Below are 15,378 nucleotides of genomic sequence, written 5' to 3' on the forward strand. Positions count from 1 at the left end.
ACAGTCCCGCCACAGCGAGTTATCGTTCCTGCGCCATGCTGAGCAGCCCCCTTCCCCCCGATCCCGACGACGCCCTCCCCGACGCCCCACTCGTCCCGCGCCCCGCGCTGGCCGAGCTGCCGTCGCTGTCGGAGATCCTGGCCACGGGTGCTCCGACCCTCCGCACCCGCCGCAAGCGCGAGACCGCCCGCTCCCTCGGCGTCTTCGACGGCGATCGTGACATTCTCGACCAGTACCTCCACGAGGTGTCGCGCACGCCCCTGTTGACGCAGGCGCAGGAGATCGCGATCGCGCGCCGCGTGCAGGCCGGCGACGAGGAGTCGATGCAGGAACTGGTGAAGCGCAATCTCCGCTTCGTCATCTCCGTCGCCAAGAAATATCAGAACCGCGGCCTCGCCCTCACCGACCTCATCGGCGAAGGCAACATCGGCCTGATGACCGCCGCCCGAAAGTTCGATCCCGATCAGGGCGTGAAGTTCATCTCGTACGCGGTGTGGTGGATCCGGCAGTCGATCCTCGCCGCGCTCGCGCGCCACGGCCGCACCGTGCGCGTCCCGCTCAATCGCACCGCCGATCTCTCGCGGATCATCAAGAGCACCGAGACCCTGCGCCAGGAACTGCGGCGCGAACCGACCCCCGAGGAAGTCGCCAAGGCGACCAACCTCACGGTCGAGGTGGTGCAGGCCCTCGCCGCGCTCAACACCGCCGAGGTCCGCCTCGATGCGCCACTCGACATGGACGGCGATCGCACGCTGATCGATCGCTTCCTCGCCGACGGCCCGGGCAACACCGAGCAGGAAGTGATGGACCGCTTCCTCACCGAGGAAGTCGAGCGCGCGCTCCGCTCCTTGCCGCCGCGCGACTCCAAGGTGCTCCGGCTCTACTTCGGTCTCGATGGCGGGCGCGAACACACCCTCGAAGAGATCGGCGGCATGCTCGGCGTCACCCGCGAACGGGTCCGCCAGCTCCGCGACCGCGCGCTCAAGCGGCTCAAGGAAGGTGACGTCGGCCGCGCCCTCGCGTCGTTCGCCGCATGATAGCTGCGCTCGGCGTCGCCACCCGACGCACCGCGCGTGCACTCAGTGAGCGCGACGTCTGGGGTCCGCTCCTCCTCCCGCAGATGCGCCGCCTCGGCGTCGATTCCATTCCGATCGCCCTCTTCATCGCCACCTTCACCGGCATCGTCCTCGCCCTCCTTGCCTCGTACATCTTCACCGGCACGGTGCCGGTGTATTTCGTCGGCGCACTGGTCGGCAAGACGATCATGATGGAGCTCGGGCCGGTGCTCACCGGGATGGCACTCGCCGGCCGCGTCGGCGCGTCGATCGCCGCCGAACTCGGCACCATGAAGGTGACCGAACAGGTCGACGCGTTGGAGACGTTGGCGTACAGTCCCGACAGCTACCTCGTCGTGCCGCGCGTCCTCGCCGCGACCCTGATGTTCCCCGTGGTCACCGCCTTCGCGATTGCGCTCGGCGTCATCGCGGGATGGGTCACCGCGATCAACCTCCTCGACCTCACCACGCTCGAGTTCACCAAGGGGCTGCGCGCGTTCTACGAGTTCAAGGATGTCTGGTTCGGGTTGCTGAAGGCGGCGTCGTTCGGCGGCGCGGTGGCGCTGATGGGCTGCCTCCGCGGATTGCGCGCCGGTGGCGGAGCGGAAGGCGTCGGTCGCGAGACGACGCGCGCCGTCGTGCTCGGCTGCGAGGCGATCCTGGTGCTCGACGCCTTCTGGGCGGTGGTGCTGCTGTGATCCGCTTCGTCGACGTCCACAAGCGTTTCGGCGACCGCGTGGTGCTCGACGGTTTTTCGCTCGACGTCCCCGATGGCCAGACCACCGTCCTCCTCGGCGCCTCGGGCGCCGGGAAGAGCGTGACGCTCAAGCACGTCGTCGGCCTGATCACCCCAGATGCCGGCCACGTGGAGGTCGACGGCCAGCGCGTCGACACGCTCGACCCGGCCGGGTTGGCCGCCCTGCGCCGGACGATCGGCTACGTCTTCCAGTTCGCCGCCCTCTTCGATTCGCTGACGATCGCCGACAACCTCCGCTTGGGGCTGGTCCGTCAGGCGCTGGGTGCGGACGAGATCGCCCATCGGGTGCAGGAGGCGCTGGCGCATGTCGGGCTCGCCGATTCGGCCGAGCGCTTTCCGGCGGAGCTGTCGGGGGGGATGCGGAAGCGGGCGGGGATCGCCCGCGCCATCGCGCTGCGCCCGCGTTACATTCTCTGGGATGAGCCGACCACCGGCCTCGACCCCGTGACAGCTGCCACCATGGATCGCCTGATGCGGCGCACGGCCGAGGAACTCGGGGTCACCAGCGTGGTCGTGACCCACGACATGCGCTCTGCCTTCACCGTCGGCGACCGGATCGCGATGCTACATCACGGCACGCTGCGCACTGTCGGGACCGTTGCCGAAATCAAGGCGACGACGGATCCGGTGGTCCGCCAATTCATCGAAGGGCTGCCCGAATGAGTCGCCGGAGCGACTTCTCGGTCGGCCTCGCCGTCGTCGGCGCCCTCGCGGTGGTGATCGTGGCGGCCCTTTGGCTCGGCGACCTCGGCCCGCGCGGTCCCAAGTCGCTGCACACGGCACGCTTCCGCACGGTCGGCGGCGTGAAGGTCGGCGACCCGGTCGTGCTGCGCGGCGTGAAGGTCGGTCGGGTCGAGGCGATTCGCCTGGCCGCCGATGACTGGGTCGAGACCGATCTCCGGATGAGCGCGCCAGAGGAAGTCCCCGAGCGCGCGGTGGCGATTGCGGTGTCGGCGTCGCTCTTCGGCGAGTGGCAGATCGCCGTGATGGACTCGGCGCGTGCCCCGGCCGACCCCGACGTGCAGAAGGCGCTCACCGAGGCGCGCAGCGGGCGGGGACGTCGTGGCCGGGCGCCACGCTGCCGGACATCGGCCAGCTCACCGCGCAGGCCTCGCGCATTGCCGGCGACATCGCCGCGGTGACGGCGCGCGTGCAGGACGCCGTCGACTCGCAGGCGATCGGTGACATCCGCGGGTCGGTGCGCGACCTCCGCCGAATGGCCGATCAGCTGCTCTCGTTCACGCAGCGCCAGACGGCCTCGATGGACAAGGTCGTCGGCAACGCTGCCAACTCGTCGGATGACATCGCCAAGGCGTCGAAGCATCTCGACGCGACCCTCTCGCGCATCGATTCGTCGACGTCCTCGGGCGAGCTCTCCGCCCTGGTGGCCGACGCGCGCAGCGCCACCGGTGAGCTGAAGGCCGCCAGCGGCGACCTGCGCCTCTTGACCACCGCCGCCGCCCAGCAGCGCGACAAGATGGTGCACATCCTCACCGCGACCGACGACGTGCTCACCCGGTTGCAGCAGGGCCAAGGCACCCTCGGCCTGCTCACCTCCGACTCGACGCTCTATCGCGAGACCACCAAGACCGTGGTGCAACTGCGCACGCTGCTGGCGGATATCCAGGCCAACCCGCGGCGGTATTTCAGGTTCTCCGTCTTCTAGGCAGTCGTTAGTCGTTGGTCGTTAGTCATAGGGGCTCCGGCCCGTGAGATCATCGATGGCGCGCCCCAACGACTAACGACTAACGACCAACGACTTCGAGCCCCATGGCCTCCAAAAAGCGCGCCGAACGTGAAGTCTCTGCCGGTGGCATCGTCTTTCGACGAGATGCCGACGGGACACCGCGCTTTCTCCTCATTCGCGACAGCTATCAGCACTGGGGCTTCCCGAAGGGCCACCTCGAGGACGAGGAGAGCCCGGCCTCGGCGGCGATGCGCGAGACGCGGGAAGAGACCGGCCTCGAGCAGCTGGTGATGGTCGGGCCGATTCGATTGATCGATTGGCACTTCCGCTTCCGTGGTCGCTACATCCACAAGTTCTGCCACTTCTTCCTCTTCGAGTCGGCAGCGGGCGAGGCCGTGCCCCAGGTCGAAGAGGGGATCACGGCGGTGCGCTGGGAGCTGCTCGACAAGGCGCTCGAGGTGCTCAGCTACGACAATGCGCGTGGCGTGTTGCGTCGTGGCGCCGAGATGGCGCGCGCGCTGGTCGCGGTCGGCGCCGGGCGTCCGCCGCGCCCTCGTCCCGCCCCGCTCCCGATCCCGCCGGCCGGGGAGTAGCGGCGATGGCACTCGCCGTCGCCGCGCTCCTCGAGCGACGGCCGGCGGCGCTGGCGGCGCGCCGAGCGCTCTCCGCCGCCGGGATCCACCTCACCGTCGCCCGATCACCTGCCCACCTCGCCACCCTGCTCGGCCGCGAACTCCTCGATGCCGTCCTGATCGGCCTGGACGCCGCCCGCGGCCCGGCCCTCGACGCGCTTCGCGCCGATTACCCCGCCATCCCGTTGCTGCTCTTCGCGCCCGTGCGTGCCGAGGACGCTGGCGTCCTGCTCCGGGCGGCGCGGGAGCGCGTGGCGGCGCTGGCGGTCGAGGGGCTCGACGAGCCGGTCCTGGCCCGACTGGTCCACCGGCATGGGGTGGCGGCCCGGCGCCGGGATGCCCTCCTGCCCCTCGCCCCGGCCCTCGGGCTCACCGACGACCTGCAACAGAAGGCGTGGGCGCTGGTGGTCAGCGAGGCCCCATTGGGGCTGACCACCGCCGCCTTGGCCAAGCGGCTCAGGGTGTCCCGCGAGACCCTCTCCCGGCGCTTCGCGGCCGGCGGGGCACCATCGCTCAAGCAGGCGATCGACGGCGTCCGCCTGGTGGCGGCCTCGCAGCTGTTGGGCAACCCCGCCTACCGGGTCGACGACGTCGCCCGGCTGCTCGGATTTACCTCCTCCTCGCTGCTCCACCGGACCGCGCGGCGGGCCTTCGGGGTCCCCCTCCGGGAGGTCGCCCATCTGGACGGGATGCCGCTGGCAGAGCGGCTCCGCGGGGCACCGGCCGGGTGGCGCTGAGTCCCGAGTGAGGTAGTCGGCTTCCCTTGTCCCGTTGGGCTTTGTGACTATTTTCACAAGCTGTCTTCGGGACCCTGTATTTCCACCTCTTTGCGACTGAGTGCCATGGCCACGGATTCGATGCTGCGCCCCGGCGAGCTGAAGGACATTCTCCTCAAGGAGATCGAGGCAGCTGACCTCGGCTCCATGGACGTGAACGATGTCGGTACCGTCCTCGAAGTGAAGGACGGGGTCGCGCTGATCTACGGGCTCCGCCGGGCAATCGCCGGCGAGATGCTCGAGTTCACGGCGCGCGAGACCGGCGAGACGATCACCGGCCTGGTGCTCAACCTGGAACAGGATTCGGTCGGCGCCGCGATCATGGGCGACTACCTGAAGCTCAAGGAAGGCGACGAGGTGCGCTGCACCGGCCGCCTCCTCGACGTGCAGGTCGGTCCGGCCATCCTCGGTCGCGTCGTGGACGGCCTCGGCCGCCCGGTCGACGGCCTCGGCGCGATCGAGACGATCAATGCCCGACCGGTCGAGATGATCGCCCCGGGCATCATCGTCCGGCAGCCGGTCACCGAGCCGATGCAGACGGGCATCAAGGCGATCGACGCCATGATCCCGATCGGCCGCGGCCAGCGCGAACTGATCATCGGCGACCGTGGCACCGGCAAGACCGCCATCGCGATCGACACGATCATCAACCAGAAGGGCACCGGCGTCGTCTGCGTCTACGTCGCCATCGGGCAGAAGCGCTCGACGGTCGCGACGGTCGTGGAGAAGCTCAAGGAAGCCGGCGCGATGGAGTACACCGTCGTCGTCGTCGCCTCGGCCTCGGACCCGGCGCCGCTGCAGTTCATCGCCCCGTACGTCGGTTGCGCCATCGCCGAGTATTTCATGTACGAAGAGGGGAAGGCGACCCTCTGCGTGTACGACGACCTCTCCAAGCAGGCCGCCGCGTACCGGCAGATGTCGCTGATTCTCCGCCGTCCCCCGGGCCGCGAAGCGTATCCGGGCGACATCTTCTATCTCCACTCGCGCCTCCTCGAGCGCGCCGCGAAGATCAGCACCGATCCGGAGCTGACCAAGAACGACCCGCGCATCAAGGTGCCGGGCGGTTCGCTCACGGCGCTGCCGATCATCGAGACGCAGGCCGGCGACGTCTCGGCCTACATCCCGACCAACGTGATCTCGATCACGGACGGGCAGATCTTCCTGCAGACCGACCTCTTCTACGCCAACGTCCGTCCGGCCGTCGACGTCGGCATCTCGGTGTCGCGCGTCGGTGGCAATGCGCAGATCAAGGCGATGAAGCAGGTCGCCGGTCCGCTCCGCCTCTCGCTGGCGCAGTACCGTGAGCTCGAGGCGTTCGCGCAGTTCGGCTCCGACCTCGACGCCGCCACGCAGCGTCAGCTGGCGCGTGGCGCCCGCATGGTCGAGATCCTCAAGCAGCCGCAGTACGCCCCGGTCCCGGTCGAAGAGCAGATCGTCGCGCTCTACGCGGTGACCAACGGCTTCCTCGACGGCGTCGATGTCAAGGCGATCCGGAAGTGGGAAGCGGACTTCCTCGCCTGGGCGCGCGTGTCGCGGCCGCAGGTGTTGCAGCTGGTGCGCGAGAAGAAGGCGCTCACCGACGAAGTCACCGGCGAGCTGCGGGCGGCGATCGACGCGTTCACCCCGATGTTCGCGCCGGCCTGAGATGGCGACCAATCGCGCGCTCAAGGGACGGATTCGTTCCGTCACCAACACGCGGAAGATCACGCGGACGATGGAGCTCGTCTCCACGTCCAAGCTGAAGCGCGCCCAGGACCGCGTGGTCGCCGCCCGGCCGTACGCCGAGGCGCTGCGCCAGGTCATTGCCGACCTGGTGACGCCGGAACTGGCGGAGCGCTTTCCGCTGCTGCGGAGTCCGCAGTCCCCGGCGAAGGGCGGGCCGTCGCGTGCGGTGATCATCCTCGTCACGTCGAATCGCGGGCTGGCGGGTGGCTTCAATGCCAACCTGATCAAGGAAGCCCGTCGTCGGATCGACGCGCTCGAGGCCGAGGGCTATCAGGTCGAGCTCGTCGGGGTCGGCAAGAAGGGTATCGGCTTCTTCAAGTATCTCGGCCGCGCCTTCCGGAGCGAGCGCCCCGACATCGGCGACCGCCCGACGGCGGAGCATGCCGTCTCGCTGGTGCAGGACCTGATGGATGGCTTCGCCGACGGCAGCATCGGCGTCGTCGAACTGGTGCAGTCGCGCTTCATCTCGGTGCTGAACTCGCCGCCGGCCACCATCCGCATCCTGCCGATCACGCCGCCCGAGCAGCAGGCCGGTGGCGTGCGTCCGGACTACATCCTGTCGCCCGATCCCGAGACGCTGCTGGAGCAGGTGCTCCCGCTCTACGTCCGGAACATGATGTACCGCGGCCTGGTCGAGACCGTGGCCGCAGAGCATGCGGCGCGCCGCACCGCGATGAAGAACGCCACCGACAACGCCGGCGACCTCATCGATGCGCTGAAGCGGACGTACAACCGCCAGCGTCAGGCGCAGATCACGCAGGAAATCGCCGAGCTGGTCGGCGGCGCTGCCGCACTTTAATCGATGATCGATCATCGATGATCGATCATCGATGACTGAACGCACAACGGAAGAGACGGAAATGACCGCTACCGCCACCACGCCGACCACCGGCACCATCGTCCAGATCATCGGACCGGTGCTCGACATCGAGTTTCCGCCGGAGCAGTTGCCGGAGATCTACAACGCGCTGACCGTCGAGGATTCGAGCGGGCCGGTGCCGGTGCGGCTGACCGCCGAGGTGCAGCAGCACATCGGTCGCAATCAGGTCCGCGCGGTCGCGATGAGCTCCACCGACGGCGTGACGCGCGGCATGATCGCCGTCGACACCGGCTCGGCCGTGACGGTGCCGATCGGTGACGCCGCGCTCGGCCGGATCCTCAACGTCCTCGGCGAGCCGGTGGACGGTGGCCCGGCGATCCCGGCCTCGGTCGAGCGGTGGGCGATCCACCGCCCGTCGCCGGCGTTCACGGCGCTGGAGCCGAAGACCGAGATCCTCGAGACCGGCATCAAGGTCATCGACCTGATCGCCCCGTTCGTGAAGGGCGGCAAGATCGGCCTCTTCGGCGGCGCCGGCGTCGGCAAGACGGTCGTCATTCAGGAGCTGATCAACAACGTCCAGAAGGGACACGGCGGCAAGTCGGTCTTCTGCGGCGTCGGTGAGCGCACCCGCGAAGGGAACGACCTCTACCTCGAGTTCAAGGAAGCCGGCATTCTCGGTTCCGTGGCGCTGATGTACGGCCAGATGAACGAGCCGCCGGGCGCGCGTCTCCGCGTCGGCCTCTCGGGCCTCACGATCGCCGAGTACTTCCGCGACGTCGAAGGCCAGGACGTGCTGCTCTTCGTCGACAACATCTTCCGCTTCACGCAGGCCGGCGCCGAAGTGTCGGCCTTGCTCGGCCGCATGCCGTCGGCCGCCGGCTATCAGCCGACGCTGGCCACCGAGATGGGCGACTTGCAGGAGCGGATCACCTCGACCCGCAACGGCTCGATCACCTCGGTGCAGGCCATCTACGTCCCGGCCGACGACCTCACGGACCCGGCGCCGGCGACGGCGTTCGCCCACCTCGACGCGACGACGGTGCTGTCGCGCGCCATCTCCGAGCTCGGAATTTACCCGGCCGTCGATCCGCTCGACTCGACGTCCCGCATCCTGGCGCCGCAGTTCATCGGCGAGCGCCACTACAACGTCGCGATCGGCCTGCAGCCCACCCTGCAGCGGTACAAGGCGCTCCAGGACATCATCGCGATTCTCGGCATGGACGAGCTCTCGGAAGAGGACAAGCTGATCGTCGGCCGTGCACGCCGGCTCCAGCGCTTCCTGTCGCAGCCGTTCGCCGTCGCCGAGCAGTTCACCGGCCTCCCGGGCAAGTACGTCAAGCTGGAGGAGACGGTCGCCTCGTTCGAGCGCGTCCTCTCCGGTGAGTTCGACCACCTTCCCGAGCAGGCGTTCTACATGCAGGGCGGCATTGACGACGTGATCGCCAAGGCCAAGGAGCTGCAGGGCTGATGCGCGTCACCGTCATCTCCCCCGAGCGCGCGGTCTTCGATGGCCAGGCCGAGGCGGTCAGCGCCACGGCCTTCGACGGCGAGATCGGCATCCTGCCGAATCACGCGCCGCTGATGACCGTGCTCGGGACCGGCCCCCTCCGCATCCGCACCGCGGGCGGGGCCAGGACCTTCCATGTGCAAGGCGGGTTCCTGCAGGTCGTCTCCAACACGGTCCGCATTCTCGCGGAACAGATTTCAGGAGATGCCGATGCGTAACACGACCCTGCTGGTCCTTGCCACGCTCGCCTCGGCGCCGCTTGCGGCGCCGTCACTGCTTTCAGCCCAGTCCACCGGGACGCCGGTCTATGCCGCGCCGTATCGCGCCTTCGGCCAGAACGAGATCGGCCTCTCGCTCTCCGATCCGGGCAACGGCTTCGCGCTCGAGGGCTCGTACCGCACCGCCTTCAACCGCACCGTCGACATCGGCTTCCGCGGTGGTCTCGCCGACGGCGGGCGCGGCAACAACAGCGCCCTCCTCCTCGGTTCCGATCTCCGCGCGCGTGTGCTCGACCACAACCAGTCCTTCCCGCTCGACGGCTCGTTCACGCTCGGCGTCGGCGTGGCCTCGGGCGACGGCTACACCGTCGGCTATCTGCCGCTCGGCTTCACGATGGGTCGGCGTGTCCTGATTGAGGGGTCGTCGGCGTCGTTGGTGCCGTACGTGCATCCGGTGCTGATGCCGAAGTTCGGCGACGGCAGCGGGACCGATTTCTCGATCGGCTTCGGGCTCGACGCCAAGCTGAACAACCGCCTCGACGTCCGCTTCTCGGCGGCGCTGGGTGATCGTGACGGCATCGCCTTCACGGTCGCATGGGTGCGCTGATCTCCCCCCTCGTCTCTTCGCGGAGTCGTCCGATGCGGTCCATCACCACGCTTGCCATCCTGGCCACCATGGCCGCAGCTCCCCTCGCGGCGCAGGTGCGCGGCCTGCCGGTCGTGAACAACGGCGTCCCGACCGGCATCGGGCTGGCGGCGGATGTCGGCTTTGCCAATCAGGACTTCGGCAAGGCGACGACGTTCGGCGTCTCGGCGGCGGTCGGGCTCGGTTTCGTCGGGATCGGTGGCGCCGTGTCGCGCACCGAGCCGGACAATGGGCCGTCCGGCTATTCGCAGGCGGTCTCGGCGTCGCTCAACATTCTGGGCGGTCCGCTGGTGCCGATTCGCGTCACGGTGCTGGCAGGCGTGGGGCAGTGGAAGGCCGGCTCGGAGACGGTGCGGCACATCCCGGTCTCGCTCGGCCTCTCGGCCACGATCCCGATCCCGGCGCTGTCGATCAAGCCGTGGATTGCGCCGCGCTTCGACCGGGTCAGCGTGTCGAACGGTGGCAGCGACAACCGCTTCGGCATTGCGGGGGGGATCGAGTTGGCGATGCTCAACGGGCTCTCGTTGCGGGCGTCGTACGATCGCCTCTTCGTCAGCAATCTCAAGCCGGGGATCTTCTCCATCGGCGTCGGATTCGCGCCGTGAGCTGAGGCGTCCTTCAGCCGAGCAGCCGCACCAACATCGACGCACTTCGTTCCGCCGCGCCGCGCTCTCCCTCGAGCGCGGCGCGATTGCGTTTCCCATCGGCGGCGGTCGCGTCGGGATGGTCGAGCATCGCCTCCCAGCGCTGGAGCAGGGCGTCGATGGCGGAGTCGCGCGGCAACACGTCGATCTGCCCGGCCGCACGCAGCAACTCCACATCACGCGAACCACGGTCGGCCGGGCCGATCACGATGGCCCGGCCCCACGCGGCGGGCTCGAGCACGGAGTGAATGCCTGACGTGCCGAAGCCGCCGCCGACGTAGGCGATGCGGCCATTGGCGTAGAGCCGCGCGAGGATGCCGACGCGATCGCCCACCACGATGGCCGGTGTGCTCCCCGGGGCGAGCTGGCCGAGCCGGACCGGGGCGGGCAGGCCGAGCCGTGCGGCATCGCCATCAATCCGGTCGAGGTGTTCCGCCGTGGGCTCGTGCGGAACCAGCACGAGGCGCGCGGCGGGATGCCGGGTGCGCAATTGCGCGAAGGCAGGCAACAGCACCGCCTCGTCGGCGGGCCAGGTACTGCCGGCGACCATGGTCTGCGCCGGGTCGGCGAGTCCGAGCAGCGGATCGTCGGGATCGACCGCGGCCACCACGGCGAGGACCGAATCGATGCGCGGGTCACCGGTCACCTCGATGCACTCGCGGCGCGCGCCGAGGGCGGCCATGCGGCCACCGTCGGCGGCGGTGATTGCCCCCACGGCATCGAGCACCTGGTAGCCACTCCGCGTCGCCTCGACGGCCGGCCACCGCAACCGACTGCTCACCGGGGACACCGTGGCGGCCACCATCGCGACCGGAATGCGCCGCGCCGCGGCCTGGGTCGCCAGCTCGGGCCAGAGGTCGAGCTTGGTGAAGACCAGCAGCGAGGGGCGGACGGCGTCGAGGGCAGCCCGCACGTCGCCGGCGAGGTCATAGGGGAGGTAGCTGGTGCCGTCGACCGCGAGCGAGGCCGCGAAGCGCTCCGCGGACGGTGAGAAGTGGGTGTACAGCAACTGCATGTCGGGGCGCCTCGCCCTCAGGGCCTCGAACACCGCCCTGGCCTGCAGCCCCTCGCCGACGGACGGGGCGTGGAACCAGGCGAGCGGGCGGGTGGCGTCGCGGTGGAGGCGTGCCCAGGCCGACAGCGCCGCGGGTGCCCCCCGGCGGCCTGCGTGGGCGCGCTGCTGGCGGTCATCCCGCAGGAGCATCGGGACGAGCGGGACGGCAGCGCGCACCAGGGCGCGGTAGAGCGGGGAGGTGGCCACGTCGGAACGATGCGGGGGAAGGGAAGGCGGGGCAAGCCGTCCTGGTTGTTTCGGGATTGAAACACCCCGGATGCCCCCCAGTGTAGCTTCAATCATGGCTGCCTCGCGCTACGTCACGGATAGTCGCGCCCCGCGCTACTCGCTCCTCTTCGCATTGCCACTCCTGCTGGCATATGAGGGGCTGGCCTGGTTTCTGAGTGACCCGACGGCCGGTGGCGTCCGCAACGGCGCCGACGTGATCCTCAAGGGGCTCTTCGCCGCTGCGGGTGGGGCGCGCGGCGTCCTCGCCTTCGAGGTGGGGCTGGGGCTCCTCGGCGTCTGGCTGATCGGGCGTGACTGGCGCCGCCATCCTGGGCCCCTCCGCGCGTCCTACTTCGGCGGGATGCTGCTGGAGTCCTCGGTGCTGGCGGTGCTGGTGGGGCTGATCGTGGGCCGGGCCACGAACTCGCTGCTGCACATTCTCGCGATCGGCCAGACCGGCGCGTCGATCGACCTGCCGACGCAGCTGATGATCTCCCTCGGCGCGGGGATCTACGAAGAACTCCTCTTTCGTGTGGTGCTGGTGGGGTCGCTGGCCTGGGCCGGGGCGCGCCTCTTCGGCTGGGCGCCGCGCACCGCGGGGATCGTCGCCGCGGTGGCGGGGGCCCTGCTCTTTTCGGCCTTTCACTACATCGGCGCCTACGGCGATCCGCTCGAACTGCCGTCGTTCCTGTTCCGCTTCCTCGCCGGGCTGGTCTTCAGCGGCATCTACCTGCTCCGCGGCTTCGGCATCGCCGCGTGGACGCACGCGCTCTACGACGTCTTCGTCACCCTCGGCTGACGCGCCATGCGCAGACTACTTGCCGGCCTTCGCCGGCTTGGCCGTCTTCACGGTCACGACGCTGTCGAGCACATGACGGAAGGCCTCGATCGGATAGGCGCCTTCCATGATGCCCCCTTCGATGAAGAAGGTCGGCGTGCTTTTCGCACCCGCGCGGATCGCACCGGCGGCGTCGCTGCGCACGATGCGCGCGGCATCGGGGCTCGCGAGGCAGGCGTTCAGGGCGGGCCGCTGCAGGCCGAGTCCGCCGGCCAGCGAGAGGAAGAAGGCCGCGGGATCGGCGAGCTTCTCCCACTTCTCCTGTTGCGCGTAGAGGGCGTCGTGGGTCGGCCAGAACTTCCCCTGCTTCATGGCGCAGGTGGCGAAGATCGCGGCGGCCGCGGCGTTCTGGTGGATCTGCGTGAGCGGAAAGTGCACATAGACCCAGCGCACCTTGCCGGTCTTGATGTACTCCTTCTCGATCGTCGGGAAGGTCTCGGTCGCGAAGCGCCGGCAGTACGGGCACTGCAGATCGGACATCTCGTAGACGGTCACCGGCGCCGTGGCGGACCCCTTGGCGCGGGGGGCAATCAGCGTGTCCTGCTGAGCGGCGGCGGCTGCCGGGGCGAGCAGAAGGAACAACGGGAGCAGGCGGCGCACCATGGCAGTTCCGGTCGGGTAGGTGAAGGCCGAGTATCTTTCGGCATGTGGCAGAAAGGTATCGGCGCGTTGATGGTGCTCCAACTGGGTCTCCTGAACGGGGTCGCGGCGCAGGGTGGGGTGGCAACACTCTTCCCGGCACAACCGACCGGGATGGTCACCGATGTCGCCAAGGTGCTGGACGCGGCCAGCCTGGCCCGCATTGAGTCGCGCCTCACGCTGCTGCGCCAGCAGACCGGTGCCGAGGTGGCGGTGGTCACCCTGCCGACGCTGGGGGGGCGGGAGCCGGCCGAAGTGGCGCTCGCCATCGGACGTGCCTGGGGCGTCGGGGCGAAGGCCGCGGTCGGCGATCAGACGCGCAACGCCGGCGCCGTCTTCCTGCTGGTGCCACGGTCCGGCGACCAGCGGGGCGAGATTCGGCTCGAGGTCGGCAACGGCCTCGAAGGGATCCTCACCGACGCGCGCACGGGGCAGCTCCTCGACGCGCTGATCCCCCAGCTCCGTGAGCAGCAGTACGGTGCGGCGCTCGATGCCGGGACCGTCGCCATCGCCGATCTGGTGGCGCGGACGATGGGCATCAGCGACACGTCGCTGGTGCAGCCCCGAGCGCCGCCGCGACGCGGCTTCCCCCGCGGCCTCCTGACGCTGCTCATCATCGTGTTGTGGCTGGTCATCAACACGCGAGGCGGCGGGCGCGGCGGCAGGTATCGCCGAGGCGGGATGGGGCCGTTCATCATCGGCGGTGGCGGCTTCGGCGGCGGTGGCTTCGGGGGTGGCGGCTTTGGTGGTGGTGGCTTTGGCGGCTTCGGTGGCGGCGGGGGTTTCAGCGGCGGCGGCGGCGGGAGGAGCTTCTGATGGATCGTGGCCAACTTGATGCGGATATTGCGCGCCTTGTGACGCGCCTGCAGGCGGACGATGCGCCGGCAGGCAGCGCGCTGCTCTACGGTTCGGTGGTGCGGGGCGACTGGATCGCCACGCGCTCCGACGTGAACCTCCTCTTGGTGATGGACGATGCGTCGCCGACTGGACTGCGCCGGCTCGCCGGGGCGGTGTCGGAGTGGCATCGGGCCGGTCACACGGCGCCGTTGATCATCGGTCGCGAGGAATGGCAGCGCTCCGTCGATGTCTTTCCGATCGAGATGACCGACATGCAGCTTGCCTACCGCGTGCTGCACGGCACCGACCCGCTCGCGGGCGTCCGCGTGGCACCGTCGGACCTGCGTCGTGCGCTGGAGTCGGAGCTGCGCGGCAAGCTGGTGCGCTTGCGCCAGGCCTATGTCCGCTTCGGCGAGTCGATGGTGACGCTGGGTGGTTTTGCCACCGCCTCCGTCGGCCAGCTGCTGGTGCTGTTTCGGTGCACCGGTGCACTGCTCGGGCGTCCCCTGAGCGCGACGGCCGCCGAAACCATCGCTGGTCTCTCCGACGTACTCGGCGAGGATGCGGCGGTGATCACCGAGATCGCGGGGCACCGGGCCGAACCCGAGTGGCACTGCCCCCCCGCCACGTTCGCCCGGTATCTTGAGGTGGTCCACCGGGCGGTTGAGTTCATTGACCACTACCCACAGGGAGATGCTTGATGCGCCGCATGCTTCGTAGTGCCTCGTTCCTCGTCGCCGTGACGGTCCTCGCCAGCGGCTGCGGGTACAACTCGCTGCAGGGGCTCGATGAGCAGGTGAACAAGGCCAAGGGACAGATCGAGGTGCAGTTGCAGCGCCGTGCCGACCTGATCCCGAACCTGGTGGCCACCGTGAAGGGGGTCGCCGCGCAGGAGACGACGGTGTTCATCGCCGTCGCCGAGGCGCGCGCCAAGCTCTCCGGCGCGGTGCAGGGCGGCAATCTCGGCGAGATGGCCAATGCCAACCAGGCACTGACCGCGCCGCTCGGGCGCTTGATTGCCATCTCGGAGGCGTATCCGGAACTCAAGAGCAACGCGAACTTCCTGCAGTTGCAGGATCAGCTCGAGGGGACGGAGAACCGGATCGCGGTCGCGCGGACGGACTACAACACCGCCGTGGAGCAGTTCAACACCACGACGCGGAAGTTTCCGACCAACCTGACGGCGAAGATGTTCGGCTTGGGGAAGGCGCGCGAGTACTTCGAGGTCACGACGCCGGGTGCGAAGGATGCGCCGGCGGTGAAGTTCTGAAGGGGTCGTAAGTCGTAGGTCGTAAGTCGTAGGTCAGTCGCCACA

General features: G+C 69.2%; 19 protein-coding genes. 17 read left to right on the plus strand and 2 right to left on the minus strand.

Annotation, left to right across the window (positions count from 1 at the left end; genetic code table 11):
• Positions 1–137: 137 nt before the first annotated feature.
• From IPG05_02515 to IPG05_02575, 13 genes are all read left to right on the plus strand, one after another.
• Positions 138–1,037, plus strand: coding sequence for an RNA polymerase sigma factor RpoD/SigA (locus IPG05_02515; protein MBK6493966.1), 900 nt, complete (start codon positions 138–140; stop codon positions 1,035–1,037).
• Positions 1,034–1,753 carry an ABC transporter permease gene (locus IPG05_02520; protein ID MBK6493967.1) on the plus strand — a complete coding sequence of 240 codons (720 nt, stop codon included), beginning with the start codon at positions 1,034–1,036 and terminating at the stop codon, positions 1,751–1,753. The genes IPG05_02515 and IPG05_02520 overlap by 4 nt, the downstream gene beginning before the upstream one ends.
• A complete protein-coding gene (locus tag IPG05_02525) occupies positions 1,750–2,475 on the plus strand; it encodes an ATP-binding cassette domain-containing protein (GenBank protein MBK6493968.1) in 726 nt (241 codons plus the stop codon). The genes IPG05_02520 and IPG05_02525 overlap by 4 nt, the downstream gene beginning before the upstream one ends.
• The gene (locus tag IPG05_02530) at positions 2,472–2,954 is read left to right on the plus strand and encodes an MCE family protein (protein ID MBK6493969.1); all 483 of its coding nucleotides are present in this window, start codon (positions 2,472–2,474) and stop codon (positions 2,952–2,954) included. Before IPG05_02525 ends, IPG05_02530 begins: the two co-directional genes overlap by 4 nt.
• A complete protein-coding gene (locus IPG05_02535; protein MBK6493970.1) occupies positions 2,951–3,478 on the plus strand; it encodes a hypothetical protein in 528 nt (175 codons plus the stop codon). Before IPG05_02530 ends, IPG05_02535 begins: the two co-directional genes overlap by 4 nt.
• A 104-nt stretch (positions 3,479–3,582) precedes the next feature.
• Positions 3,583–4,092 (plus strand): NUDIX domain-containing protein, encoded by a 510-nt coding sequence (locus IPG05_02540; GenBank protein MBK6493971.1) that lies wholly within the window; start codon positions 3,583–3,585, stop codon positions 4,090–4,092.
• A 5-nt stretch (positions 4,093–4,097) separates the two neighbouring features.
• Positions 4,098–4,868, plus strand: coding sequence for a helix-turn-helix domain-containing protein (locus tag IPG05_02545; GenBank protein ID MBK6493972.1), 771 nt, complete (start codon positions 4,098–4,100; stop codon positions 4,866–4,868).
• Positions 4,869–4,973: 105 nt separating this feature from the next.
• A complete protein-coding gene (locus IPG05_02550; GenBank protein ID MBK6493973.1) occupies positions 4,974–6,551 on the plus strand; it encodes a F0F1 ATP synthase subunit alpha in 1,578 nt (525 codons plus the stop codon).
• A 1-nt stretch (position 6,552) separates the two neighbouring features.
• The gene (atpG, locus tag IPG05_02555) at positions 6,553–7,431 is read left to right on the plus strand and encodes an ATP synthase F1 subunit gamma (GenBank protein ID MBK6493974.1); all 879 of its coding nucleotides are present in this window, start codon (positions 6,553–6,555) and stop codon (positions 7,429–7,431) included.
• Positions 7,432–7,492: 61 nt separating this feature from the next.
• Positions 7,493–8,920, plus strand: coding sequence for a F0F1 ATP synthase subunit beta (gene atpD, locus IPG05_02560; GenBank protein MBK6493975.1), 1,428 nt, complete (start codon positions 7,493–7,495; stop codon positions 8,918–8,920).
• Positions 8,920–9,177 (plus strand): ATP synthase F1 subunit epsilon, encoded by a 258-nt coding sequence (atpC, locus tag IPG05_02565; GenBank protein ID MBK6493976.1) that lies wholly within the window; start codon positions 8,920–8,922, stop codon positions 9,175–9,177. The genes atpD and atpC overlap by 1 nt, the downstream gene beginning before the upstream one ends.
• On the plus strand, positions 9,170–9,784 hold the full coding sequence (locus IPG05_02570; GenBank protein ID MBK6493977.1) for a hypothetical protein: 615 nt from the start codon (positions 9,170–9,172) through the stop codon (positions 9,782–9,784). Before atpC ends, IPG05_02570 begins: the two co-directional genes overlap by 8 nt.
• A 32-nt stretch (positions 9,785–9,816) precedes the next feature.
• The gene (locus tag IPG05_02575) at positions 9,817–10,428 is read left to right on the plus strand and encodes an outer membrane beta-barrel protein (GenBank protein MBK6493978.1); all 612 of its coding nucleotides are present in this window, start codon (positions 9,817–9,819) and stop codon (positions 10,426–10,428) included.
• Between the two features lie 13 nt (positions 10,429–10,441).
• Here the strand turns inward: IPG05_02575 and IPG05_02580 are convergent, their stop codons facing one another.
• Positions 10,442–11,728 (minus strand): hypothetical protein, encoded by a 1,287-nt coding sequence (locus tag IPG05_02580; GenBank protein ID MBK6493979.1) that lies wholly within the window; start codon positions 11,726–11,728, stop codon positions 10,442–10,444.
• A 94-nt stretch (positions 11,729–11,822) separates the two neighbouring features.
• Here IPG05_02580 and IPG05_02585 point away from each other — a divergent pair, with 94 nt between their 5' ends.
• Positions 11,823–12,548: a CPBP family intramembrane metalloprotease gene (locus tag IPG05_02585; protein MBK6493980.1), complete on the plus strand. Its 726-nt coding sequence runs from the start codon at positions 11,823–11,825 to the stop codon at positions 12,546–12,548.
• 15 nt (positions 12,549–12,563) lie between these two features.
• Here IPG05_02585 and IPG05_02590 read toward each other — a convergent pair whose 3' ends face one another.
• Complete coding sequence (locus IPG05_02590) at positions 12,564–13,190, minus strand: thioredoxin domain-containing protein (GenBank protein MBK6493981.1); 627 nt, start codon at positions 13,188–13,190, stop codon at positions 12,564–12,566.
• A gap of 42 nt (positions 13,191–13,232) precedes the next feature.
• Here IPG05_02590 and IPG05_02595 point away from each other — a divergent pair, with 42 nt between their 5' ends.
• Genes IPG05_02595 through IPG05_02605 form a run of 3 tightly spaced genes read left to right on the plus strand, consistent with a single transcriptional unit; the run spans position 13,233 to position 15,333 of the window.
• Positions 13,233–14,042, plus strand: a complete 810-nt coding sequence (locus IPG05_02595; protein MBK6493982.1) for a TPM domain-containing protein — start codon at positions 13,233–13,235, stop codon at positions 14,040–14,042.
• Positions 14,042–14,764, plus strand: a complete 723-nt coding sequence (locus IPG05_02600; protein MBK6493983.1) for a nucleotidyltransferase domain-containing protein — start codon at positions 14,042–14,044, stop codon at positions 14,762–14,764. Before IPG05_02595 ends, IPG05_02600 begins: the two co-directional genes overlap by 1 nt.
• Positions 14,764–15,333 (plus strand): LemA family protein, encoded by a 570-nt coding sequence (locus IPG05_02605; GenBank protein ID MBK6493984.1) that lies wholly within the window; start codon positions 14,764–14,766, stop codon positions 15,331–15,333. Before IPG05_02600 ends, IPG05_02605 begins: the two co-directional genes overlap by 1 nt.
• Positions 15,334–15,378 lie beyond the last annotated feature (45 nt).

The sequence above is a fragment of the Gemmatimonadota bacterium genome (genome assembly GCA_016704275.1).
Classification (GTDB): domain Bacteria; phylum Gemmatimonadota; class Gemmatimonadetes; order Gemmatimonadales; family GWC2-71-9; genus Palsa-1233.

Coding starts and splice junctions, on each gene's coding strand:
- IPG05_02520 (MBK6493967.1), top strand. CDS start 1,034: ATGATAGCTGCGCTCGGCGTCGCCACCCGACGCACCGCGCGTGCACTC.
- IPG05_02530 (MBK6493969.1), top strand. CDS start 2,472: ATGAGTCGCCGGAGCGACTTCTCGGTCGGCCTCGCCGTCGTCGGCGCC.
- IPG05_02540 (MBK6493971.1), top strand. CDS start 3,583: ATGGCCTCCAAAAAGCGCGCCGAACGTGAAGTCTCTGCCGGTGGCATC.
- IPG05_02545 (MBK6493972.1), top strand. CDS start 4,098: ATGGCACTCGCCGTCGCCGCGCTCCTCGAGCGACGGCCGGCGGCGCTG.
- IPG05_02550 (MBK6493973.1), top strand. CDS start 4,974: ATGGCCACGGATTCGATGCTGCGCCCCGGCGAGCTGAAGGACATTCTC.
- atpG (MBK6493974.1), top strand. CDS start 6,553: ATGGCGACCAATCGCGCGCTCAAGGGACGGATTCGTTCCGTCACCAAC.
- atpD (MBK6493975.1), top strand. CDS start 7,493: ATGACCGCTACCGCCACCACGCCGACCACCGGCACCATCGTCCAGATC.
- atpC (MBK6493976.1), top strand. CDS start 8,920: ATGCGCGTCACCGTCATCTCCCCCGAGCGCGCGGTCTTCGATGGCCAG.
- IPG05_02570 (MBK6493977.1), top strand. CDS start 9,170: ATGCGTAACACGACCCTGCTGGTCCTTGCCACGCTCGCCTCGGCGCCG.
- IPG05_02575 (MBK6493978.1), top strand. CDS start 9,817: ATGCGGTCCATCACCACGCTTGCCATCCTGGCCACCATGGCCGCAGCT.
- IPG05_02585 (MBK6493980.1), top strand. CDS start 11,823: ATGGCTGCCTCGCGCTACGTCACGGATAGTCGCGCCCCGCGCTACTCG.
- IPG05_02590 (MBK6493981.1), bottom strand. CDS start 13,190: ATGGTGCGCCGCCTGCTCCCGTTGTTCCTTCTGCTCGCCCCGGCAGCC.
- IPG05_02595 (MBK6493982.1), top strand. CDS start 13,233: ATGTGGCAGAAAGGTATCGGCGCGTTGATGGTGCTCCAACTGGGTCTC.
- IPG05_02600 (MBK6493983.1), top strand. CDS start 14,042: ATGGATCGTGGCCAACTTGATGCGGATATTGCGCGCCTTGTGACGCGC.
- IPG05_02605 (MBK6493984.1), top strand. CDS start 14,764: ATGCGCCGCATGCTTCGTAGTGCCTCGTTCCTCGTCGCCGTGACGGTC.